This window comes from Pseudomonas sp. TWR1-1-3, assembly GCF_049896805.1.
Classification (GTDB): Bacteria; Pseudomonadota; Gammaproteobacteria; order Pseudomonadales; family Pseudomonadaceae; genus Aquipseudomonas; species Aquipseudomonas bubulae.
In genome coordinates, this window is the sequence record NZ_JAFCUZ010000001.1 from 503,572 (window position 1) to 525,704 (window position 22,133).

At 60.1% G+C, this 22,133-nt stretch carries 15 protein-coding genes; 9 read left to right on the plus strand and 6 right to left on the minus strand.

All coding sequences use genetic code 11. From position 1 onward, the window contains the following. Positions 1–12: 12 nt before the first annotated feature. Positions 13–477 carry a low molecular weight protein-tyrosine-phosphatase gene (locus ACP7BE_RS02350; protein ID WP_095039218.1) on the minus strand — a complete coding sequence of 155 codons (465 nt, stop codon included), beginning with the start codon at positions 475–477 and terminating at the stop codon, positions 13–15. A 1,108-nt stretch (positions 478–1,585) separates the two neighbouring features. On the opposite strand from ACP7BE_RS02350, the gene ACP7BE_RS02355 reads away from it, so the two are divergent. The 7 genes from ACP7BE_RS02355 to ACP7BE_RS02385 all read left to right on the plus strand — a co-directional run bounded on the left by ACP7BE_RS02355 (position 1,586) and on the right by ACP7BE_RS02385 (position 13,431). Continuing rightward, entirely contained in the window at positions 1,586–1,933 is a 348-nt protein-coding gene (locus ACP7BE_RS02355; RefSeq protein WP_426104567.1) for a DUF6124 family protein, read from the plus strand. Between the two features lie 666 nt (positions 1,934–2,599). Further along, positions 2,600–4,804, plus strand: a complete 2,205-nt coding sequence (locus tag ACP7BE_RS02360) for an OsmC domain/YcaO domain-containing protein (RefSeq protein WP_095018129.1) — start codon at positions 2,600–2,602, stop codon at positions 4,802–4,804. Between the two features lie 165 nt (positions 4,805–4,969). After that, entirely contained in the window at positions 4,970–6,760 is a 1,791-nt protein-coding gene (locus ACP7BE_RS02365) for a putative bifunctional diguanylate cyclase/phosphodiesterase (RefSeq protein ID WP_426104569.1), read from the plus strand. 136 nt (positions 6,761–6,896) lie between these two features. Beyond that, a complete protein-coding gene (locus ACP7BE_RS02370; RefSeq protein ID WP_426104571.1) occupies positions 6,897–11,582 on the plus strand; it encodes a dermonecrotic toxin domain-containing protein in 4,686 nt (1,561 codons plus the stop codon). Between the two features lie 72 nt (positions 11,583–11,654). Further along, entirely contained in the window at positions 11,655–11,954 is a 300-nt protein-coding gene (locus tag ACP7BE_RS02375) for a DUF5629 family protein (protein WP_095000562.1), read from the plus strand. Next, positions 11,944–13,116: a lactonase family protein gene (locus ACP7BE_RS02380; protein WP_426104574.1), complete on the plus strand. Its 1,173-nt coding sequence runs from the start codon at positions 11,944–11,946 to the stop codon at positions 13,114–13,116. Before ACP7BE_RS02375 ends, ACP7BE_RS02380 begins: the two co-directional genes overlap by 11 nt. 51 nt (positions 13,117–13,167) lie before the next feature. Then, positions 13,168–13,431 (plus strand): hypothetical protein, encoded by a 264-nt coding sequence (locus ACP7BE_RS02385; RefSeq protein WP_130871612.1) that lies wholly within the window; start codon positions 13,168–13,170, stop codon positions 13,429–13,431. 78 nt (positions 13,432–13,509) lie between these two features. Here ACP7BE_RS02385 and ACP7BE_RS02390 read toward each other — a convergent pair whose 3' ends face one another. After that, complete coding sequence (locus tag ACP7BE_RS02390; protein ID WP_095000560.1) at positions 13,510–14,241, minus strand: anti-sigma factor family protein; 732 nt, start codon at positions 14,239–14,241, stop codon at positions 13,510–13,512. Continuing rightward, on the minus strand, positions 14,238–14,744 hold the full coding sequence (locus ACP7BE_RS02395; protein ID WP_095000559.1) for a sigma-70 family RNA polymerase sigma factor: 507 nt from the start codon (positions 14,742–14,744) through the stop codon (positions 14,238–14,240). The genes ACP7BE_RS02390 and ACP7BE_RS02395 overlap by 4 nt, the downstream gene beginning before the upstream one ends. Positions 14,745–14,905: 161 nt before the next feature. On the opposite strand from ACP7BE_RS02395, the gene ACP7BE_RS02400 reads away from it, so the two are divergent. Both ACP7BE_RS02400 and ACP7BE_RS02405 read left to right on the plus strand, forming a co-directional pair. After that, positions 14,906–15,988, plus strand: coding sequence for a catalase family peroxidase (locus ACP7BE_RS02400; protein WP_095018125.1), 1,083 nt, complete (start codon positions 14,906–14,908; stop codon positions 15,986–15,988). After that, positions 15,985–16,527: a cytochrome b gene (locus tag ACP7BE_RS02405; RefSeq protein WP_426104577.1), complete on the plus strand. Its 543-nt coding sequence runs from the start codon at positions 15,985–15,987 to the stop codon at positions 16,525–16,527. Before ACP7BE_RS02400 ends, ACP7BE_RS02405 begins: the two co-directional genes overlap by 4 nt. A gap of 57 nt (positions 16,528–16,584) precedes the next feature. Here the strand turns inward: ACP7BE_RS02405 and ACP7BE_RS02410 are convergent, their stop codons facing one another. Genes ACP7BE_RS02410 through ACP7BE_RS02420 form a run of 3 tightly spaced genes read right to left on the minus strand, consistent with a single transcriptional unit; the run spans position 16,585 to position 22,111 of the window. Further along, positions 16,585–17,232, minus strand: coding sequence for a glutathione S-transferase (locus tag ACP7BE_RS02410; protein ID WP_426104579.1), 648 nt, complete (start codon positions 17,230–17,232; stop codon positions 16,585–16,587). Continuing rightward, positions 17,229–20,870: an AAA family ATPase gene (locus ACP7BE_RS02415; protein WP_426104581.1), complete on the minus strand. Its 3,642-nt coding sequence runs from the start codon at positions 20,868–20,870 to the stop codon at positions 17,229–17,231. The genes ACP7BE_RS02410 and ACP7BE_RS02415 overlap by 4 nt, the downstream gene beginning before the upstream one ends. Continuing rightward, positions 20,867–22,111 (minus strand): exonuclease SbcCD subunit D C-terminal domain-containing protein, encoded by a 1,245-nt coding sequence (locus ACP7BE_RS02420; protein ID WP_426104583.1) that lies wholly within the window; start codon positions 22,109–22,111, stop codon positions 20,867–20,869. The genes ACP7BE_RS02415 and ACP7BE_RS02420 overlap by 4 nt, the downstream gene beginning before the upstream one ends. Between the last annotated feature and the right edge of the window lie 22 nt (positions 22,112–22,133).

Consider the following 22,133-nt stretch of genomic DNA (forward strand, 5'->3'; position numbering starts at 1 on the left):
TCGAGGAATGACTCAGCGTTTGATCCGCTGGGCCCATGCATTTACGGCGGCGTCAATCAGTGCGTACGCATGCACAAAAGCAGGCTTGCCCTGGCGGTACGGGTCGTTGATTTCGCGGTTGTCTTGCCATTTGCCCAGCAGAAAAACTTTGCCCCGAGCCTCTGGAGCGAGGCTTAGGACACCATTAATATGATGTTGTTCCATGACCAAAATAAGATCGGCTTCATTTATTTTGGCGGCGGTCAGCTGGGTGGAGATATGTTCAGGCACAGTGTGGCCATGTTCTTCTAGAACGGCCGCCGCTGTGGCTTCGATGGGCTTGCTTTTTACGGCGCTCAGGCCTGCGGAACTCACGACGATGTCGGTAGGCGCAAGGGCGACCCGCAAGAGATGCTCGGCGGTAGGGCTGCGGCAAATATTGCCAATGCAGACAATCAAGATTCGTTTAAACAAGGCAGCTTCCTTTGTGCCATACATGCTCAGCCGGCGAGAGCACTTAACGAATCGTCACGACCAATACTCCCTGTCCAGGGAGTGGCTGTGCCTATCAATAAAGGCTGCCGGCATCAGTATGATGTGGCGATGGCCTGGGCAGGAGCACAGTTGCTCCGGCTTTATTACAGATAAAGGGTCGGTACGAAATTGAACGGGCAAAATATTAACTGCGAACCGATTGCAATATCAACCTTTAAATCTGCAGGCGATTTTGTTTGAGCTATATAGCTGTATTTCAATATCTATTGTTCGACAATAAATAACATTTCGGCCATTTTCGACCAAAAATAACTCCGCTCAATGGCAGGTCTCTTGAGCCGGGCCCTTTGTTGGCGGGCGCTGCCCCGGACTTGGGTGCGGCCCTTGCCGGGGCCGTGTACAGACGGGTGGTGTGCGCAGGCCGGTGTTCAGGGGCCCGAAATCGGGTGTTTTTACCGCAGGTTTGTGGCACGCCCTAGCCCTGCCAGGGCTCGGCCGGGTGGGGTAGTGGCACTATGATATGGCTGCGTAAATAGTGTTTTAGAACTTGTTTCGGGGCAGGGCAGGCATGGCTTATAACCCTGGAATAATAGTTCTGACTATAAAACTATATAATTTAAATGATGGCTTAGTTGCTGCGTTAAGTTAGTGCATGTTTCAAAGTTGTGCCCGGGATTGTGTCAGTACAGTGACTTGAATATGGCTTATGGTCGCGATAGGGGCGGCGCAGGGGTGAATATTCACAGTTTGCTGCTTGGGAGGTGAGTTGTCGATGTTGGGTGGTACAGGGCCAGGTGGGGTTTTTTGACCTTTGTTTTCAGGCGTTTCGTACGACGTTTCGCTTTCATTGCCGTGAAACATCCTAGAAAATCCCCCTGGCTTGCGCCTGTCCAGTTCGGGGCATAGTCTCGGCCCATCGCTGCCTTTCAGCGGTCGGGTTTAGTAGCCCGGCTGGTAAACTTGACGCAAAATGCCATTGTTATGGTGGCCGTGCGTAGGGCACCTTCGTGTGCACCGGTTTCCAAGTTTTCCGGTCTACTAACCTGCGTACGGCTGCCTTCCCATTCGTTTAGTAGCGATCAAGGGCAGCTCCATAAATTTGGAGAACCCCATGAAAAAGATCACCCCCGATCCACCCGTGTTAGCCCTCGCTGCTGCTGAGGCTGACGACCCGTTGCTGGACCGTGCCGCCGCTGAGCGCGCGCTCAATTACTACCTGCAAAACCATAAGCCTCTTCGCCCCTTGGGCACGGCCTTGTTTGCCATCCCGCACAGTGTCAATTCAGAAGCGGCCCTGGCCCAGGCGTCAGACTTGTTGCGCTGTGCGGGTGCCTGCGCGAATGAGGCGGGGAATGGCTTGAGCGGGCCCGCGCGCGATCTGGTGTTGTCGGTCATGCACTTGGTGGAGCTGGCCAAGGGGTATGTCGACAAGTCGTTGGATACGCTGGCAACGTACTGAAGCAGCACGCGCCTGATTGGCGACAGGCGCGTTATTCAGGCTTGTTGGGGTCGTAATACTACTGATCCACTGCGTACATATCCGGCATCTGTGGCTAACTGGAATACTGGTTTCGCCCTTACGGCGAGTCCCTTTTGGAAGGACCCAAAAGGAACCAAAAGGTCCTCGCCCTATCGTACGGCCTTCGCTGCGCTCAGGTTCCCTCGCTCCGGTCCTGCTCCGTGGGCTCGCCGTCACGGGCCATCCATGGCCCATCACGGCTCTCCCGGCATCCATGCCGGTCGACCCACTCCACAGAACCTCCTCTCGGCCTCCCGGGAGGGCAACCAGATCAAAAAACACTGCGCCTCGAGGCGGCCGACCGGCCGGCCTGTTCAGTTCGCGTGTACTGCTCTATTGCTGTTGTCGCTGACGAGGAACGAAGGCTGCGTTCGGCGTGATGCGGCACTCCGACGAAGTCGTCGCAAAATCAGGCAATGTGTTGTGTCTGTTAAATCAGGTTCTCAGGGTTTACGACTGCTGCACAGTCGATCGCAGCCTCGTTCCTTCGGCAGTTGCTCCAGGAGCGGGGCGCTTGGCTGCGGGTTATGCGCAAAAGCACAACACTTCACGCGTAAAAGCCGGATAATGGCCGCCATTATTTGTTAGCAACTCTGGTAATCCCGCATGGAAATCAAGGTCAACTTTCTCGACAACCTCCGACTTGAAGCCAAGTTCGATGACTTCACCGTGGTTGCCGATCAGCCCATCCGCTACAAGGGCGATGGTTCGGCTCCTGGTCCGTTCGATTACTTTCTGGCTTCGTCGGCGCTGTGCGCGGCTTACTTTGTGAAGTTGTACTGCTCGACACGCAATATTCCCACCGAGAATATTCGCCTGTCGCAGAACAATATTGTCGACCCCGAAAACCGCTATAACCAGATTTTCAAGATTCAGGTCGAGTTGCCGGCGGATATTTCCGAGAAGGACCGTCAGGGCATTCTGCGCTCCATCGACCGCTGCACGGTGAAGAAGGTGGTGCAGGCCGGGCCCGAGTTTGTCATTGAAGAGGTGGAAAACCTCGACGCCGATGCCCAGGCCCTGCTGATGCCGGCGTCCGGTTCTGAAGGCGGTACCTTTATCGCCGGCAAGGATCTGCCCCTGGAGCAGACCATCGCCAATATGTCCGCCATTCTGGCTGGCCTGGGGATGAAGATCGAAATCGCTTCGTGGCGCAATATCGTGCCCAATGTGTGGTCGCTGCATATTCGCGATGCGCAGTCGCCGATGTGTTTTACCAACGGCAAGGGCGCTACCAAGGAGGGCGCGCTGGCGTCGGCCCTGGGCGAGTTTATCGAGCGCCTGAACTGTAACTTCTTCTATAACGATCAGTTCTGGGGCGAGGAGATCGCCAATGCCGAGTTTGTGCATTACCCGGACGAGCGCTGGTTCAAGCCGGGGCCCGAGGATGAGTTGCCGGGCGAGATTCTCGACCCGTACTGCCTCAAGGTTTATAACCGCGAAGGTGAGTTGCGCGGCTCCCATCTGATCGATACCAACTCGGGTAATGAAGCGCGCGGGATCTGTTCGCTGCCTTTCGTGCGCCAGTCAGATGGCGAAGTGGTGTACTTCCCCTCCAACCTGATCGAAAACCTGTTCCTGAGCAATGGCATGAGTGCCGGTAACACCCTGGCCGAAGCCCAGGTGCAGTGCCTGTCGGAGATTTTCGAACGGGCGGTCAAGCGCGAAATCATCGAGGGTGAGTTCGCCCTGCCGGATGTACCCCAGGCGGTGCTGGCCAGGTACCCGTCGATTCTGGCCGGGATCCAGGCGCTGGAGGAGCAGGGCTTCCCGGTGCTGGTCAAGGATGCGTCGCTGGGCGGTGAGTTCCCGGTGATGTGCGTGACCCTGATGAACCCGCGTACCGGTGGGGTGTTCGCTTCGTTCGGGGCGCACCCGAGCCTGGAAGTGGCGCTGGAGCGCAGCCTGACCGAGTTGCTGCAGGGCCGCAGCTTTGAGGGGCTTAACGATTTGCCACAGCCTACCTTCGAAGGTCAGGCGGTAACCGAGCCGAACAACTTCGTCGAGCACTTTATCGATTCCAGCGGTGTGGTGTCGTGGCGCTTCTTCAGTGCCAAATCCGATTACGAGTTTGTCGACTGGGATTTCACCAGTCAGGGCGAAAACGCCAATGCCGAGGAAGCCGCGACCCTGTTCGCGATTCTCGAGGGCATGGGCAAGCAGGTGTATATGGCGGTGTACGAGCATATCGGCGCCAAGGCCTGCCGCATTCTGGTTCCGGATTATTCGGAAATCTACCCGGCTGACGATCTGATCTGGGACAACACCAACAAGGCGCTGTTTTTCCGTGCCGATATCCTTGACCTGCATCGCCTTGACGAAGAAGCGCTGCAGGGGCTGGTCGAGCGCCTGGTGGAAAGCGAGCTGGATGATTACACCGATATCACCACGTTGATCGGTATCGAGTTTGACGACAATACCGCCTGGGGCCAGTTGACCATCCTGGAGTTGAAGCTGCTGATCTGGCTCGCCCTTGAGCAGTATGAAGAGGCGAAAGAGGCGGTGGAGATGTTCCTGCAGTACAACGACAACACCGTGGAGCGCGGTTTGTTCTACCAGGCGGTGAATGCGGTGCTGGAGATGAAACTGGACGAAGATCTGGAGCTGGAGGATTACGAGGCCAATTTCCGCCGTATGTTTGGTAACGAGCGTATGGACGCCGCCATCGGTTCGGTGAACAGTACAGTGCGTTTCCATGGTTTGACCCCCACCAGCATCAAGCTGGAAGGGCTGGACAAGCATCTGCGCCTGATTGACAGCTACAAGAAACTGCATGCTGCGCGGGCCAGGGCAGCGGGCCTGGCCGGCTAACCCGCAGCGCAGGCAAAAAAGCACCTCAGGGTGCTTTTTTTGTTTTTGGCGTTCATGGTGAAGCGCGGGTATCGGTGCTTTACTGGATCTTTAAACGGGCACGGGTCGCTAGCCAGGGAGGCCGGCGGATCAGGCACCTAACAGCCTCTTATTTGAGCGCGTTCCATGTCCAATACAGCTGCCACACTCTTGATCGTGGATGACGATGTTCATGTTCGCGAGCTGCTTGAAGCCTTGCTGCAAGAGCAGGGTTACCACACGCTGACGGCCAGTTCGGGTGAGCAGGCCTTGAGTACGGTTGCACAACAGCAGCCGGATCTGATTTTGCTCGATGCGATGATGCCGGGCACTGACGGTTATCAGGTTGCCCGCCAGCTCAAGGCCAATTCATCCACGGCCAATATCCCGATCATCATGCTGTCGGGCCAGGGCGAGCAGAGTGCGCGCCTGCTGGGGCTGGAAGCGGGCGCAGAAGACTTCCTGTGCAAGCCTGTGAGCAGTGACGAGTTGTGGTTGCGGGTGCGCAACCTGTTACGGCTCAAGGCGTTTGGCGATTATCAGGCGGTGCATACCCTGATGCTTGAGCAGCAGCTTGAAAAACGCACCAGCGATCTGGAGCGTTTTCGAACGGCAATGGGGACTGATGAGCGGCTGCTGAAGATGGCCAATTACGACCCGCTGACGGGCTTGCCCAACCGCGACCTGTTTTACACCACCTTGCAGATGGGCCTTACCCAGGCGGTGCTGCGCGGCTGGCAGCTGGCGGTGGTGACGGTTGGCCTCAATGACTTCAAGAATATCAACCTGACCTGGGGCCATTTAATGGGGGACAAGGTGTTGGCCGAATTCAGCCAGCGCCTGTCCAATTGCCTTAATGTCAGCGACACCCTGGGACGGATGGACGGTGACGAGCTGGCCTTGATCCTGATGATCCGCAAGGGGCAGCCCGGCCCGCGGCAGATGGTTGATCGTATCCGCGAGGTGCTGCGCGAGCCGTTCAGGCTGCAGGGGCATGACACGCCGATGACGGCCAGTTACGGGATTGCCCTGTATCCGGATGACGGTGCCGAGGCGCACCGCCTGATCAAGCACGCCAATACCGCCATGGGCCTGGCCAAGCAGGCGGGCAAGGACACTTACCGGTTTTACACGGCCCAGATGAATGTCGAGGTTCTGGCCCGGCAAGAGCTGGAAACCGCGCTGCGCGATGCGGTGCGCAAGCAGGCCTTCGAGGTCTATTACCAGCCCAAGATCAGCCTCAAGGACGGCAGGATTTATGGCGTCGAGGCGCTGTTGCGCTGGCACCGGCCAGGGGTTGCGACGATTTCGCCTGCGGTTTTTGTGCCGCTGCTGGAAAGCCTCGGGCTGATTTCCCGGGTTGGGCAGTGGGTGATTGACCGGGTCTGCAGCCAGATTGCCCAATGGCAAGGTGCGGGGCTTGGCGGGGTGGAAGTGGCGGTCAATGTGTCGGCACAACAGATTTGTGAAGGCGACCTGGTCAGTGATATCGAGCGTTCGCTCAAGGCCCATCAACTGGATCCGCACTTGCTCGAGGTGGAGCTGACGGAGGGTTCGCTGATGGAAAACACGCCCCATACCGTGGCCAGCCTGCTGACGCTGCGCGATATGGGGGTGAAAATTTCCATTGATGACTTTGGCACGGGGTATTCGAGCCTTGCTTACCTGAGCCGTTTCCCCATCGACAAGTTGAAGATTGATATTGCGTTTATCCGTGAAGTCACCTTGAGCCCTCAGGATGCGGCTATAGCCCGGACGATTATCGAGTTGGCGCATAGCCTGAGCTTGCAGGTGATTGCCGAAGGTGTAGAGACCCGGGAGCAGCTGGCGTTCCTGACCGACAACGGTTGCGACCAGGTGCAGGGTTATCTGTTTTGCCGACCTTTGCCGGCCGAGGAGCTGGAGGTCTTGCTGCGCGAGCCGCGCAGTTTTATCTAAGCCCTGGGTCTGTAGCAGCTGCCGAAGGATACGGATATGGATATGATTTCAGTGACCATGCACTAGCCCGTTACCCCAGGTTACGGCCGAAAATTCCTTTAACTGTTGCCTTGACCCAACAGTGAAGGATACCCCTGTGAATACAGCCGATTTACCCGATACCCGGCTGCTTCAGCAAGCCGTGGCCAGTGAGTTTGCCTTGCGCCCCAATCTGCGCAGCGTGGTTCACCAGTTGCTCCTCCAACAATTGACCGAGGCCTTTGCGCCGCAGGTCTTCGATATTTTTCATACCTGGCTGGTGCATACGGTGGCCCCGGACGGTACTGCGCTTGAGCAGCCCGGCTATCGGTTGCTGAGCAATGTGCTGCTGGAGCATATCGCCAGCCAGCAACCGCTCAACGACGACTACTACTCCGGCGAAGAGTGTTTTATCGGGGTAAGAACCGCCCATTCGCAGATGAGCCCTGTCGCGCCCATCAGCCGGGTCGTAGCACTGATGCGCAACGTGGTGCAGGGCTGGCGTGTGGCGCTGCAACAAGCCCTGGTCGAGTACTGGAATCAACCCGCCGATGCCGGGCCGAGCCGTCTGATCTGGTTGTCGCGCCTCATTCAGGATCAGCTACTGGCCAGTGCCGAAACCACGGTTAACCTGAGTGCCCGGCAGCGCGCGGTGCTGCGCTCGGTGTTCAGTTACCCCGACCGGCTCGATCGCTACGGTTTGCCCGGCCTCGACAGCAGCACCCGGGTCTACACGGTGGCCGCGAAGATGATGGCCGCGGGCAAGACCTGGGAGGTGCTGACCCCCGATGTGCTGATTGTGCATGGGCTCAGTGGCGAAAATGGCGTTTTCCACTGCAAGGTCGACGGTACTATTCAGGCTTTCGCGTCCATCAGCGGCTTTACCCAACACTGGGGCGGCGACATGGCGGCGCGCTATGCACTGGACTCCATAACCCGCGTGCTTTATGAGCCTGAAGGCAACTTCGTGCAGGCCCAGGCCATGTGCATACTTGAACGTCATCTGGATGCCATTATGGCGCCCGTGCCGCCGGCAAGTACTGATGCCCTGGAAGTTCAGGTGCTGGACATTACCGACACCTCAGCCGTGTTCAGCGCCACGCAAGTACGTGCGCCGCGGGACCTGTCGAGTCTCTACACCAGCCTGCCCGAGTGGTTGCGCCAGGCATCTGCAGCCGACCGGTTTGCGTATCGCAGCCATCTGACGGCGTTGGCCAGCACCAATCAGCAGGCCAATGGCCGTCGTTTCAACGACGATATCCCCAGCTTGCACGACTTCACCGTCGATGCCCTGCGCCGGCGGATGGGCCGGGATCAGCCACTGGCACCGGGCTATAACCCTGATGAGGTCGTGCTGACCTTTAACCAGCCGCTGGGCCCGGGCGGTGAGGGCACGGTCGGCACGCTCAACCCTTACACCCTGACCCTGACCGAGCTGGCCGTGCAAAACCTAAGGGGCGCACTGAGCCGTCCGGTGCGCATCAGCCATGCCAAAGGCCAGTTGATCCAGGACTGGTGGATGACCCCGGACTATGTCCGGCGCCTGGTTCAGGCGGTCGATATTGGCCAGAACTACCCGCAATGGATCAGGCGCTGCCTGCTGGGCAACCCCGAGCATGCCCAGGCAAGGGAGCGGTTGTTTGTCGATGAGCTGCGGGTGCACTTACCTTTGCAGGCGCTGGAATGCAAATTGCGCCAGCGCTGCAACTTTACCGAACGCGGTTATCAGTGCGTAAAGGGCCTGATGATGCTCGACCCTGCGTTGCGCACGATGCCCGGGCAGACGGTGGTGATCCGGCCGCTGGCTTTTTTGGCAGCGCCCACGGCGCGGGCGGATGTGGTGCGCAACATGTTCGTGATCGGCCCGCAACAGGTCTCGGCGGGGCCCCATGTGCTTTATCGGCCCTTGTATAAGGATGCGCTGGTGGAGTTTCCGTCCTGGGCGGCACTCAGGGCGTCCATTGTGGCGCCGGGGCCGCTGCAGCAGAGCGTCCTTGACTGGCTGCCTGCCGGTGTTCGGGAGGGCTATGCGGTCGCTGGCTTCAACCGCGCTTTCCCGGCATCGTCATGGGTGTTTGACGAGTTTCCCGTGCCGCCTGTTTCCCGCCCGGCCCAGCTGGGCGAGGACGCCCTCGAGGGTGACTTCGGGCATACGTTATATACCGAAATGGCCCTGGCACTGAGCGATCTGGCAGACCGGCAAACCCTGTCCAACAGTGAGCGCCGCTGGGCCTCACTGCTGGAAGGGGGCTGGCTGCTGTTCAATACGGTGGTGCCCATGCTCAAGTTGCCATGGGCGCTGCATGTGCTTAATGCGGTGGTGATGACAGTGCTGGCGTTGCAAACGGATGTGCAAAGCCTGCGCAGCCCTGACTCAACCTCCAGGGCGCCGGCGCTGATCGATCTGCTGTTCAATGTCGGGCTGACCCTGTTGCATCTGCGACCCACCCAGGTACCGTTACCGGCAAGGGTGCTACGCCCCGATACCGCGCTGCTGCCGCCTGAATTTCAGCAGCGACGCATTGCCCCGGAGGCCGAACCCCCGGTGCCTGCAGCTATCCGCGAAGGTGTGACTTTCTTGCCCGCAGTGCCGTTGGGCAACCATAAAAGCCAGCTGGACCATGCCTGGTTCAACAACAATTGGGTGCATATCAAGCCTTCCCATCTCGAATGGCTTGATCGCAACCGGGGGGAATGGTCCGCCACGCAAAATATGTATGTGCGGGAGGGGGTCTATAAGGGGTTGTACATACTGAACGGCAAATGGCATGCCCTTGTTGAGGATTTCCCCTATCAAATCGGAATGGATTCGTCAGGGGTCTTTCTGGTCAGTCCACGTAACCCTTCCGAGCGGGGGCCGCGTATTCAGGGTGATCACGAGGGGGTGTGGCGGTTTTCCCGCGAGGCAGGGCTGCGGGGAGGCAGCGATGTGCCCCAGGTTCTGCCCAGAGGCGTCGCCCGTATCAAGCGCATCAATGAATTGCGCAAAAAAATGGCGCTCTACAATGAGCGGGTGCCGGTTCTGCAGGCTGAAATTAACCAAGCCACCCTGGCTTATGAACAACTCGGCGCTCAGGGTGCGCCACCGACTGCCTGTATCCAGGCGCTGGAGCGCTGTATTGCGGTGTTTGAAAAGCAGCTGCCGGAATACCTTGAGGCGCTGGATCATCTGCTGCAAAAGCACGGGCTGCTGGTGGAAGACCATGACCATGTGATCGTGTCGCAGCAGTACAAGAACCTGATCCTGCTGACGGCGCATCTGTTCGACTCGAGAGTGAGTATCTGCCGTTCTCTGCAGGAAATGCACCCCGAGGTGTTCAGGGGCGAGAAGCAGGTAGTGGATGCCGCGATGTTCAAAACGGGGGCTTATCGAACCGATTGCCTGAGGATTTTCGAACAGCTGGAGGGCGCCGTTAATGACTTCAAGGCCATGCAGGGGTATCTGGAGAAGCTACGCGGGGTGCCCAAGTCGGGTTTCAGGGAGGCGCAGGATGCGCGCAGGCGCTATTTCGGCTATGAGGTCGAGATTGAGGGTGAGACGGTCACCCGTTACCGCTCCGATGTGCTGTGCCGATCCCATCAACTGGTGGTGCTGCGTGATCTTGTACCGCTGGAGCCGCTGGGCGATGACCGTCGCGCCGTGGATGAGATTGTCGGGCCGCTGTATTTCAAGGCTAAAAACCAGTCCGAACTTGAAGACGAAACCTTGTTCAGCCGCAGTGAACGCCTTGAAGTCCTCAGTGATGTGCGCGAGCACTACGCTGCGGCTGATGATGCGTTGAGCATTTTTCTTATGCGCCCGGGGACACGGCTCGATCAGCGTCAGGTTGGGCAGGTCAGGGCGGTGATCAAGGCCCTGGATACCCGGGCCGAGGCGATGCAACTGGAGCAGGCCCGGGCCCGGGATGAATGGCTGCCGGCGCAGCCGGGGCCTTCCCGTGTGCCTAACGCCAGGCGCAAAATCGTGCGCACGCGCAACAAGGGACTGCTGATCGGAACCGTCAGGGCCAGCCCGGTACAGGGCGAGGCGTCAATTGTCGATATCGGCGACCTGCCGGTGGCCCGTGCGGCGGGTGGTCTGTCGACGAATGTCTCGACGGCCTATCAACAGACGGCAGCGGATCAATGGATCGAGCTGCACACACCTGAGGTCGCGCCGGTACGCCCCTATGGCACGGTCAGGACCCAGGCTGCCACCCTGTTAAAGCAGGTCAATGGCGAAATTCATCGCGTAAAAAGCCACGTCAAACGCACGAAGTTCCCGCCGGAGCTGTATGGCTCTCTGGATCGCTTTGCCCATAACCTTGACCGGCTCGTGGCTGAAATCAAGGCGTTGCATCCCGATCGGGGGCCCGCGGCGGTGCCCGTGCCCGATACGCCCCAGGCATTGATCGGCCGTCTTGAGGCCGCATCAACCCGGTTGCGCGCCGAGGGGCTGGGCATCCTTCTGGGCATGCCGCCGACCTCGGTGACGGTGGATTTTTTGCTGAAGCAGGGCCAGGTGCAATTGGCCAAAATCAATCAGCGCATCGCCATGACCGGTGAGCGGCAGGATTTCGTGCAGGAATATGCCGTGCAGGATCGCGCCGGTCAGGTGCTCTGGTACGCGCATTTGCACTATGCCCAGGCGCGTGGCGGGGACGAGCACCCGACGGCGGCCCACTTCAAGCTGCCCGGCCAGCGCATGGACAGTAAAAAGAGCCTGGAGGCCAAGGCCGGGCCCGGGCAGAAAGTGCCCGAGGTGTATTACGCAACGATCAGCGAACAGTTGCTCAAGACGCATTTTTTTGGCAAAGAAGCCTGATCGCGCATCGGGTACGTGGGTTCCCGGGCCCAATTGACCTATCATTACGCCTTTCCAACAGGTGATTGATCAATGAGCGATTCAAACCAGACCTTGCGCACAGCCCTTGAAACCAGCGATATGCTGGTGATTGACGGGCTGCATGCCTGGGATTTCTCTCTGGACGATGTGCAATTGCTCATCAAGTGCATGGACGGACGTGCTGAAAAGCGCTGGCATTTCACTGCGCCACAGATTGACGCGGCGCAGTTTGACCAGGGTTTGCAAAGCTGGACCCTGGTGGGCGATTCGGGCGAGCATCGCCTGGTTTGCCTGAGCGCCTTGAGCGCAAACAACGACGACGATGAAGCCGAGGCCGAAGATGAAGTTTAAATCGCTGCCAATGCTGATGGCGCTGAGCGTGGGCGCCATGTCGGCCCAGGCCGAGTCCCGCGATGAAGTCGAACTGCTGGTGGGTTCCTATACCCAGGGCAAAAGCCAGGGTATCTACCGCCTGCAGTTTGACAGTGCCAAGGGGCATATCACCCCTGAGCCGCTGCAAGTGTTCAAGGCTGCCAACCCTTCGTGGCTGACCCTGTCCAAAGACCAGACCCGCCTGTTTGTGGTCAATGAAAACGGTCAGGGCCAGGCCGATGTGGTCGGGCGCGCCAGTAGCGTTGCCATCGATCCGAAAACCAACGCGCTGACGCTGATCAACCAGGTCAAGACCTTGGGCGAAGAACCGACCCACTCCAGCCTGAGCGCCGACGAGCGTTATCTGTTTGTGGCCAACTACGGGGTTCACGCCGACCCTGGCGGCAGCCTGGCGGTATTGCCGATCGACGCTGAAGGCCAGTTGCAACCTGTGACCCAGATGAGCAGCCACCCGGCCAGTCGGGTCAACCCCGAGCGGCAGATGTCGGCGCATGTGCATTCGGTGGTGTCCTCGCCCGATGGCAAGTTTGTGTACGCCAGTGACCTGGGTGCAGACAAGGTGTTTGTCTATCGTTACGACCCGGTAGCCAGCCCGGAGCATCCACTGGTAGCCGCGGCACCGGCCTTCATTGAGTTGCCGGCAGGTAGCGGGCCGCGTCATCTGCTGTTTTCCAAAGATGGCAAGCATGCGTACCTGACCACTGAAATGAGTGCCCAGGTGTTTGTGTTCGACTATGCCGATGGTCAGCTCAAGCAGCGTCAGGTGGTGGATCTGGCTCAGGGTATGCCTGCGCAAAATCGTGCCGCCGGTGCTGTGCATGCTTCACCTGACGGCCGTTTCCTGTATGTCAGCAACCGTGGCAAGGCCAATGAAATCCTGGTGTTTGCGATCGATCCGGGCAATGGCGAGTTGACTGAAATCCAGCGCCGCTCGGTGGAGGGTGATCACCCGCGCGAGTTTGCCCTGAGCCCCAATGGCAAGTTTTTGCTGATTGCCAACCAGATGAGCAATGCCATTGTGGTGCTTGAGCGTGATCCTGCCAGCGGCAAGCTGGGCAAGGCCGTGCAGTCCCTGGCAATGGACGCGCCGTCTGATGTGAAATTTATCAACCGCCCGTAATCAAGGGCGTGCTGGCCTCTATCAATTGCGCTGATAGAGGCTAGTGCTGCAATGAATTTCTGCACGATCGCCCTTGGCGTTAAGTTGGTTGCACGGCCTGAAAAGGCAAGCAAACCAACTGAATCGTCGAGGGTTAGTGCCATGAACTTCAATCTGTTCTCTGTAATTGCTGCTTCAGCCATCTCCGCTACTGTGGCTTTGCCTGCCAGCGCGACCCCGGTGCTTGGCGACAAAAAGTCTGCGGCCTATACCCAGAAATACCTGCAACAAAGCGCCCATTTTTATGCGGCGCTGAATCATAAAACCCGCTCTTGAGAGCACGCTAACCGTAGCAGCTGCCGAAGGAACGAGGCTGCGTTCCTTCGGCAGCTGCTACGAAATACTTGTGCGCGTTTAAAGCTTCACCGTCTCCAGCAACCCGGCCGGGCCAACCATGGCGTAGTTGTAGCCAGGGCCGGACCAGTACTGGGCCTGCAGTTCGCCATCCTGGCGGTTACCCCGTGGCAACAGGCTGTTGTGTGGCCCAGGCGGACGGATATAGAAGCTGATCTGGCGCCCTTGCCGATCCTGGTATAACACCATCGCTGCGCCGCCCTGGTCGGTGGTCAGCAGGCGACTGCTCACCGGTCTGAAGCCTGCGCCCGTCAGATCCGGCAAGCGTTCGGCGTGGCTGAAGTAACGGTCAACCCAACCTTGCATCTCGCTGCTTTGTACGACGTTATAGTCCGCGGGCAAAAAACCCTGCTCGGCAAACATGCGATGGGCTGCCAGGGCGTCGCTCATGGGCAGGTTGCCAGGCTGGATGATTTGTCGGGCTTGCCAGCCCCCCAGCCCACCCACACTCACGGCAATCAGCAGCACCGCCGCACTGGCCCAGTGGCGCCGTGATTGTCGGCGCTGGTGCTGGCGCAGGGCCGTTGGGTCAAGTGCCGGGTTGGCCGGTTGCAGCAAGTCTTGATTCAACGCAGAGCGCAGGTTCTGTGCATCGCGCTGCCAGGCTTCGACCTGGGCGGCGATAGGCGGGTTGGCTTGCAGATAAAGCTCAACTTGATGGCGTTGAGCATCGCTGAGCGCGTGATCGACGTAAGCATGAAGATCGCGCTCGCTGGGCGGGATGCTGATCATTTGAGTCTCCGCAGGGCAGGGCGGGTGATTTCGCCCTCGCTGAGTTGGCGCAAGGCGTTGCGCGCTCTGGACAGGCGCGACATGACGGTGCCGATCGGCACGTCGAGTATTTCGGCCACTTGTTTGTAGCTCAAACCCTCCACCGACACCCACAACAGCAGGGCGCGCTGTTCGGTGGCCAATTGGTCGAAGGCTTCGAGTGTCGATTGGGCAAGTACCGTGCGTTCAGTCGAAGGCTGGGTGTCATCGCGGCCGGTAAAAAATTCCAGCATGCGCGCATAGCGCCGTGACCGCCGGTGGTTGTCGACAAACTGGCGATACAGGATGGTGAACAGCCAGGCGCGCAAGTCACCGTCAGGGCGTTTATCGGCAACGCTGCCGAGGGCTCGCTCCAGGCAGTTTTGCACCAGGTCGTCGGCATTGCTGGCATGACGGGTCAGCGACAGGGCGAAGCGCCGCAGGCGCGGGATCAGTTCACGCAGTTGCTCATCAAGTGAGGTCATCGTCTGGCCAAATGACTGGGTGGGTGCAGGCAAGACGTTCAGGATGAGGCCTTATTCCCGGTGTTGTCGAAAAAAATTAATCGTTCATGGCTGGAATAAGATTTTGCGGCCTGCGTCCTATAGGTCATTCACCTCACGGTCCTGTGGCCCCGGAGTTTTATATGGTCGATCAATTGCCGCCTGTGCGGCCCGCCACACCCCCGTTAAGTCCTGCCAGTGTGCTGTTGCGCCTGGCGGGCATCGGAGGGGTGGTGGCGGTTATCCTCGGCGGGTTCTATTACGTCAACGGCACGCTGGACCCGCAGCGTTTGAGCCCCGGCAAACTGGTCAATGCGCTGGAACACAATAACGGCGTGCATCCGGGTTACCGGCGTAACCATGCCAAGGGCCTGTGCGTGGCGGGTTATTTTGAGGGCAGTGGTGCTGCGCAGGGGTTGTCTACCGCGCAGGTATTCGGTACCGGGCGTACGCCGGTGGTCGGGCGTTTTGCCTTGCCCAGTGGCAACCCCTATGCCCCCGACAGCAGTGTGCCGATCCGCAGTTTTGCCCTGCGCTTTACCCAGGCCAATGGTCAGCAATGGCGTACAGGGATGAACAGCATGCCGGTGTTCCCGGTGGGCACGCCTGAGGCGTTCTACCAGATGCTGCAAGCCGGTGCCCCAGAAGCGGCCACGGGCAAGCCTGCGCCCGGTGCCATGCCGGCGTTTTTTGCCGCGCACCCGGAAACGGCGGCCTTTTTGCAATGGGTCAAAACCGCGAAACCCTCGGCCAGCTATGCCACCGAGAGCTATAACGGGATCAATGCGTTTTATCTGGTCAACGCAGCCGGGCAGCGGCAGGCGGTGCGCTGGGGTGTGGTGCCGTTGGGGCAGGACGCGCCGGGTGCTGCGGCGCCCGACGATGCCGATTATCTGGAGCAGGATCTGGATAAACGCCTGGCGGCGGGGCCTTTGAAATGGCAATTCAACCTGACATTGGCCGAGGCGGGTGACCCGACCACTGATGCCAGCAAGGCCTGGCCAGCGGGGCGCAAGGTGGTGGATGCAGGCACCCTGGTACTGGTTAAGGCCCAGGCGCAGAACGACGGCGAATGCCGCGATATCAATTACGATCCGCTGATTTTGCCCAGTGGCATAGAGGGCTCGGCTGACCCCTTGCTGGCGGCGCGCTCGGCGGCCTATGCCAGTTCCTATGTACGACGCACCAGCGAAGTTGACCAGCTACCCAAGGAGACACGGCCATGAGCGCACCCACTAAGCATTTCGCCCCGGTGGCGCGCCTGCTGCACTGGCTGATGGCGCTGATGATTATTGCCATGCTGTTTATCGGCGCAGGTATGGCGGCTTCGGTGTCGCAGCGGCATGAATGGCTGCTCAATCTGCACAAGCCCTTGGGTATCGCCATCCTGTTGCTGGTGGTGGTGCGCCTGTTTGTGCGTTTTGCTACCCGCCAGCCGCCGTTGCCTGCAGATCTGCCTGGGGTACAGGTGCTGGCTGCCAAGCTGTCCCATCTGTTGCTGTATGCCTTGATGCTGGTGTTGCCGCTGGTGGGCTGGGCGATGATTTCGGCAGCGGGGGACCCGGTCATGCTCGGCGGTTCATTGCAGTTGCCGGGTATTCTGCCGGCTGATCCCAGGGTGTTTGCATCGTTGCGCAAAGCGCATACATTTCTGGCGTATTTGCTGTTTTTTACCGTCCTGGCCCATTTGGCAGCGGCGCTGTTTCATGGCTGGGTGAGGCGCGACGGGGTGTTGCAGAGCATGTTGCGGGGCAAGCAGGGTTGAGCCTGAGTCAAAAGCCTCTCACCCCAACCCTCTCCCGGAGGGAGAGGGAGCTGATTATCAGTGGTCTTGAAGTCGCGTATGCTCAGTCCCCTCTCCCTCCGGGAGAGGGGTGGGTGAGGGGCTTTTGGCCATCGCCGAAGCAAACAGGTCAGAAGCCAGAAACCGCTCCAGCCAGGCATTCAGGTGCGGCAACGGCGCCTGCGCAAACCACTCGCGATCGACATGGGCAAACTGTCGAACAAAGGGCGCCAGAGCCACATCGGCAAGACCCAGCGCAGACCCTGCAAGGTACGGCGTGTGCGCCAGCACATCTTCCAGCCGCTGCAAATACTCGACACCCTGAGCCCGGTAATGCTCCATCGGATGCTCCGGATAGCGGATGGCGTATTTGTAGCGATCCAGGAGTACCTTGAGCACGCTGTCATTCGCCTCGATCAGCCCCCTGTGATCCGCTTGCAACCAGTTGTCCGGATCATGTTGGCCCAGCGCCCAGAGCATGATCTCCAGACTTTGTTCGATTACCCGACCATCAGCACAGACCAGCACCGGCACCGTGCCCTTGGGCGAGGCCGCGAGCATTTCGGCCGGCTTGGCCTTGAGGCTGACCTCGACGATCGATAACGGCACGCCGCTGTAACGCAAGGCCATGCGGGCCCGCATGGCATAGGGGCAGCGGCGGAAGGAATAAAGCAGGTGCCGGTTCATTTCACCTCCACGGTGCTCAAGCCGTTGCCTTGGCGCTGCACCTGGATTTGCACCGGGATGCGTTCATGCATTTCCTGCACATGGGAAATCACCCCCACCTTGCGCCCCTGGGCCTGCAGGCCGTCCAGGGCGTCCATGGCCAGTTGCAGTGACTCGGGGTCGAGGCTGCCAAAGCCTTCGTCGATAAACAGCGATTCGATTTTCAGGGTGCTGGAGGCCATCGACGCCAGCCCCAGGGCCAAGGCCAGCGACACCAGGAACGTTTCACCCCCCGACAGCGAATGCACCGAGCGCAGCTCGTCACCCATTTCGGTGTCCATCACCAGCAGGCCAAGCATGCTACCGCCACGCTTGAGGCGGTAGCGGCGTACCAACTGGCGCAATTGCGCGTTGGCGTGATGCACCAGCAGGTCGAGGTTGTAGGCCTGGGCGATCTTGCGGAATTTGTCGCCGCTGCCCGAGCCGATCAGCTCGCTGAGGCGCGCCCAGCGTTGCCATTCGCTATCGGCTTGGGCGATACGTTGCCCAAGCGCCTGATTGACTTCCTGGCGCCTCTGGTCTTCTGCCTGTTGTGCGCGCAGTTCGGCGATCTGCTGTTCGCTGGCGCTGATCAGCGCAGTGAGTTCGGCCAGTGCCTGGTTGAGGGCGTCGGCGTCCAGGTTGCCATTGGCTTGCGCCTGGTGTTGGGCCAGGCGCTGTTCGCGCTCCTGCAGCAGTACGCGGGCTTGCTCGACGGCTTTTTCGCCGTTTTGCAGTTGCTGACGCAGTTCGCGCACCTGTGTGTCGTCGTAACTGAGCAACTGTTGCAGTTGGTTGTCATCAAGTTCGCTGTGCAGCGCGCGCCATTCGCTGAGCCGGGCGCTCAGGTTGGCGTGTTCCTGCTGCAAGGCCTGCAGGCGCTCCTGGCCGGATTTGAGCTCGGCGGCCAGTTGCAGCAACTGGTTGGCGGTGACCTGCAAGGTTTGCCCGGCCTGGGTCTGGACCGTGCGGGCCTGTTCGACAGCCTGCTCCAGGGCCTGCTGCCACTGTTCGGCGCTGCTGTAGTCACCCAGCAACGCCTTGAGGCTGTGCTGGCTTGCCTGTTGCTGGGCCTTCAGTTCGCTGACGCTGCGCTGCAGGGCGTCCAGTTCCTTGCTGCGATTGGCTTGCTGATACTGCTCGCGCTCGATGCTGCTGGCCCTCTGCGCCTGCTCCGCCTGTTCGTCGCGCTGCTGATCGAGTTGGGCCACTCGCTCAGCCACTTGCTGGTCGAGGCTTATAAAGCAGGCGGATGCGTTGTCGCGCAGGGCATTGAGGGTGGCCGGTGGCAGCAGGCTGGCAAATTCGCGCAGCTCGTCCTCAAGGCGCTGGCTGTCGGCATTGAGGTGTAATTGCTGCTCTGCCAGTTGCTGGCCAGCGAGCTGGCTGGTCTCGCTGCAGCGCTGCACTTGTTGCTGCAGGTGGGCCGCTTCCTTTTGCAGGCCAAGCAGGACGTTCTGACGCTGCTCGTCCTGGCTGATGCTGTGCTGCAACTGGTTCAGGCGCAGGGTCAGCCATTGTGCGCGCTTGTCCGGGTCCTGGGCCTGCCACTGTTGATGCAGTGGATGCGCTTCAAGGCTCGGCGCGAGGGCCTGTTGTTCTTCAATGAGGTGTTGATGTTGCACACGCAGTTCCTGGATCTGCGCTTTCATTGCGCTGAATTTATCGCGCAACTGATCCAGTGTTTCTTTAAGCCCGTCTACGGTTTGACGGGCGTTGGTTTCTTCCCGTTCATCGTGGCGGGACAAGCTGTGCAACAAGGCTTCGGGCTGGTGGTAGGGGTGTTCGTGGCTGCCGCATACCGGGCAGGGCTGATCGTCCTGCAGTTGTTCGCGCAGCTCTTCAACGCTGGCGCTACGGGCCAGGCGCTGGCGCTCCAGTAGCTGGCGGGTGATTTGCAGGGCTTGCTCGGCAGCCTCGTACTGACTTTTGGTCTGGTTGCCTTGCTCGACCAATGTTTCGCGCTCGGCGTGCAGTGCCTGCAGTTTGGTGTGTAACGCCAGCAGGCGATTGTCGAGGGTCTGCCAGGTGCTGCTCAGGCGTTGCAGCTCTTCAAAGGCGCGCTGCTGCTGGCGGTTGTCCTGGAGCAGGCTGCCCAGGGTCTGGATTTGCTCGTTGACCGCATGGGGCTCGGCGCCTGCTTCCTGGAACAGGATTTCCAGGCTGTTGCGCAGCTCGGTCAGTTGTTGCGTGGCCTGTTGGGCGCGTTGTTCAAGGCCGGGCAGTTCCTTGCGCCCGGTAGTGAGGTTATTGCTCAGCCGCACCAAGTGTTGCAGCCGGGGGCGATAGGCGTCCCAGGCGCTGGCCAGTGGCGCCAGTTCGCGGCTGTGTTCGAGTTGTGTGGCTATGTGCGCCAGGCGTTCGGTGCCTTGCTGCTGGCGCTCAAGCAGGGCATTGAGTGCCTGCTGGCCTGTGCTGCAGGCCTGTTCAGCCTGCTGCTGGAGGGCTTGTTGGGTGCTCAGCGCCTGGGTCAGGCGATCGAAGTTGGCTTGTTCCAGCAGGGCTTGCTGGACCTGCGGTGCGGCTTCCCGTTGCTGCGTCTGTGCCTGGGTTGCCGCCAGCGTGGCGCTTTGCACCTGGGCTTGCAGCTGGACCTGGCGCTGGCTCAGTTCGGTCTGTTGCTGCAGCTGGGCGCCGATGTGCTCGGCCAGCGGGTTCAGTTGCCCATTTAGCTCGGCAAGGCGGGCAAATTGATGCCGTTGCGGCGCCAGTTGCTCAAGCAGATGCAGGGTCTGGCGCTGTCCGGCCTGGCTGTCGAACAGGGTTTGTGCCTGTTGCAGTTGCTCGACCGCGCTCTGGCGCTGTGCTTGCAGTTCGCCCAGGGTGTTGAGCCAGGTCTGTTGCAGCTCTAACTGTTTGAGCTGGCCCTGCCGGTTTTTCAGCTGTTGCTGCGCTTCGTTGAACTGTCGGTCCAGTTCGGCTCGGGCTTCGGGTTCCAGGGGGGTAATGCCCACAGCCTGGTCTTTGAGTTGCTTGAGCGCTTCCCGGGCTTCTTTGGCCTTGTCGAAGGCACGTTTGCCCAGGCGCGTATAAAGGGCCGTGTCGGTGAGCTTTTCCAGCAGTTCACTGCGCTCGTTGTCATCGGCCTTGAGAAAGGCGCTGAATTCGCTTTGCGCCAGCATCACCGCACGGGTGAACTGTTCGAAGTTCAAGCCCAGGCGCGCTTCGAGCTGGACTTTGTAATCGCCTTTCTGGCTGGCCAGCAATTGATCGCTGTCCAGGTCGCGCAGGCTCTGGCGGCTGGCCTGCAGCTTGCCGGTGGCCTTCTCGCGGGCGCGGTTGGCTTCCCAGCGGGCGCGGTAGCGGCGCCCGTCGATACCGACAAAATCCACTTCGGCATAGCCTTCACCGGTGCCGCGGCGCAGCAGGGTGCGCGGGTCGCCGGTGGCGATTTCACCGTCGGCATCCGGCACTTTGGCATCGCGACCGGTGTTGTTCAGCCGTGGCACGGCGCCAAACAGGGCCAGGCACAGGGCGTCGAGCAGGGTGCTTTTACCGGCGCCGGTGGGGCCGGTAATGGCGAACAGGCCGGCACTGGCCAAAGGTTCGGCGGTAAAGTCCAGTTCAAAGGGGCCCGCCAGGGAGGCAAGGTTTTTCAGGCGAATGGCGAGGATTTTCATGGCTGTTCACCTTCAAGCTGTACTTCCTGCAGCAACACGGCAAAGTCCTTGAGGGTCTGTTCGTCGACTTCGCTGCCGTAGCTTTCCTGCCAGGCGCGGCTGAACAGTTCCTGGGGGGTGAGCTGGTCGAGTTCGATCAGGCGGGTGGCATCGTCATCGCCGTGGCGGCTGCCGCTGCCGGCATAGTCGGCGGCGATGCGCACCAGGCGCACGGACTTGCCCTGCAGCGCGGTTTCGATCTGCTGGCGTAAATCGGGCTGCGGTTCGTCGAGGGTGACCCGCACTTCGAGCCAGGGCTGGCGCTGGGTATCGGCGAGCAGGTCGATATCAGGCAGTGCGGCCAGGTGGGTGAGGATTTCAGCCAGTGGCAGCGGGCCAATGCGTTGCAGGCTGACGGCGCGGGGAATCAACAGCGGCTCAACGCTGACCAGGGTTTCGCCTTTGAGGGTGACATCGAGGATCTGGTGCTGATAGCCAATTTCCGAGAAGGACAACGGGATCGGCGAGCCGCAATAGCGGATGCGTTCTTCGCTGTTGACCCGCTGCGGCTTGTGTAAATGGCCCAAGGCCACATAGCTGATATCGGGGCCGAAGAGGCTCGCGGGCAGGGCTTCGGCATTGCCGATGATCAGGCTGCGCTCGGAGTCTTCGCTGACCGAGCCGCCCGCCATATGGGCATGGCTGATGGCGATCAGGGCCTGGCCCGGCTTGCGTTTGGCGTTGGCGGCTGCGATCAGCCATTCATGCACCTGGCCGATACCGCGCAGGTAGTCATCGCCCAGGTGGGCGCCGGTGACTTCGGCGGGGCGCAAAAACGGCAGGGCCAGGCACCAGGCGGCAATTTTGCCCTTGGCATCGGGCAAGGGGATCAGCAGGCGTTCGGCATCGAGCTGGCCGTCGTCGAGCCACAGCACCCGGCCCAGGGCATGGGTGCGCAGACGACGCATCAAGGGGGCGGGCAGTTCGATCCGCGAGCCGGAGTCGTGGTTGCCGGCAATCATCACGATGGTCAGTTTGGGCTGTTGCTCATGGGCGCTGACGATAAAGTCGTAGAGCCGCTCCTGGGCTTTGACCGGCGGGTTGACGGTGTCGAAGATATCACCGGCGATCAGCAACACATCGGGCTTGTGTTCTGCCAGCCGGGCCAGTAGCCAGGTGAGAAAACAGGCGTGTTCGAAGTCGCGGTCCTGGCCGTGGAGGTTTTGCCCCAGGTGCCAGTCGGAAGTGTGAAACAGGCGCATGACAGAATCCGTTTTCAAAGGT

What these genes read in the sequence shown, in the direction of transcription:
- ACP7BE_RS02350 (WP_095039218.1), bottom strand. Translation starts at nt 477, where the DNA reads ATGTATGGCACAAAGGAAGCTGCCTTGTTTAAACGAATCTTGATTGTC.
- ACP7BE_RS02355 (WP_426104567.1), top strand. Translation starts at nt 1,586, where the DNA reads ATGAAAAAGATCACCCCCGATCCACCCGTGTTAGCCCTCGCTGCTGCT.
- ACP7BE_RS02360 (WP_095018129.1), top strand. Translation starts at nt 2,600, where the DNA reads ATGGAAATCAAGGTCAACTTTCTCGACAACCTCCGACTTGAAGCCAAG.
- ACP7BE_RS02365 (WP_426104569.1), top strand. Translation starts at nt 4,970, where the DNA reads ATGTCCAATACAGCTGCCACACTCTTGATCGTGGATGACGATGTTCAT.
- ACP7BE_RS02375 (WP_095000562.1), top strand. Translation starts at nt 11,655, where the DNA reads ATGAGCGATTCAAACCAGACCTTGCGCACAGCCCTTGAAACCAGCGAT.
- ACP7BE_RS02380 (WP_426104574.1), top strand. Translation starts at nt 11,944, where the DNA reads ATGAAGTTTAAATCGCTGCCAATGCTGATGGCGCTGAGCGTGGGCGCC.
- ACP7BE_RS02385 (WP_130871612.1), top strand. Translation starts at nt 13,168, where the DNA reads ATGAATTTCTGCACGATCGCCCTTGGCGTTAAGTTGGTTGCACGGCCT.
- ACP7BE_RS02390 (WP_095000560.1), bottom strand. Translation starts at nt 14,241, where the DNA reads ATGATCAGCATCCCGCCCAGCGAGCGCGATCTTCATGCTTACGTCGAT.
- ACP7BE_RS02395 (WP_095000559.1), bottom strand. Translation starts at nt 14,744, where the DNA reads ATGACCTCACTTGATGAGCAACTGCGTGAACTGATCCCGCGCCTGCGG.
- ACP7BE_RS02400 (WP_095018125.1), top strand. Translation starts at nt 14,906, where the DNA reads ATGGTCGATCAATTGCCGCCTGTGCGGCCCGCCACACCCCCGTTAAGT.
- ACP7BE_RS02405 (WP_426104577.1), top strand. Translation starts at nt 15,985, where the DNA reads ATGAGCGCACCCACTAAGCATTTCGCCCCGGTGGCGCGCCTGCTGCAC.
- ACP7BE_RS02410 (WP_426104579.1), bottom strand. Translation starts at nt 17,232, where the DNA reads ATGAACCGGCACCTGCTTTATTCCTTCCGCCGCTGCCCCTATGCCATG.
- ACP7BE_RS02415 (WP_426104581.1), bottom strand. Translation starts at nt 20,870, where the DNA reads ATGAAAATCCTCGCCATTCGCCTGAAAAACCTTGCCTCCCTGGCGGGC.
- ACP7BE_RS02420 (WP_426104583.1), bottom strand. Translation starts at nt 22,111, where the DNA reads ATGCGCCTGTTTCACACTTCCGACTGGCACCTGGGGCAAAACCTCCAC.